The sequence below is a fragment of the Thalassobellus citreus genome (genome assembly GCF_044385915.1).
In the GTDB taxonomy this organism is placed as follows: Bacteria; Bacteroidota; Bacteroidia; order Flavobacteriales; family Flavobacteriaceae; genus Thalassobellus; species Thalassobellus citreus.
In genome coordinates this window covers 1-429 of record NZ_JBISCC010000038.1, presented here as the reverse complement: position 1 = coordinate 429, position 429 = coordinate 1, and the positions used below count along the sequence as shown (strand labels likewise).

The 429-nt window shown below is 38.7% G+C and carries 1 protein-coding gene; it reads right to left on the bottom strand.

The genetic code is table 11. From position 1 onward, the window contains the following. Positions 1 to 429: Ig-like domain-containing protein (locus ACH5TX_RS00175; RefSeq protein WP_439337545.1), on the bottom strand; the 429-nt coding region annotated here is incomplete at both ends.

Sequence of the window (429 nt, the reverse complement as noted above, 5' to 3'; positions counted from 1 at the left end):
ACTTGACGATTCAAAACTTGTAATGGTTGCGCCATCAATTACGGTATCATTCGTTAGTACATTTACTGTTGTTACTAATGTATCTTCAGTTGTACTTGCTGTATTATCAACTGCTGTTGGATTCCCTTCATCAGTCACTGTGATAGTTACTGTCGCGGTTGAACAACTTGCTGTTGGTGTATCATCATCACAGATTATATAATCAAATGTATCTGTCCCTACAAACCCTGTTGCTGGGGTGTAATCAAATGTGTCATCGTTATTGCTCGTTACTGTCCCGCCATTGGTACTTGACGATTCAAAACTTGTAATGGTTGCGCCATCAATTACGGTATCATTCGTTAGTACATTTACTGTTGTTACTAATGTATCTTCAGTTGTACTTGCTGTATTATCAACTGCTGTTGGATTCCCTTCATCAGTCACTGT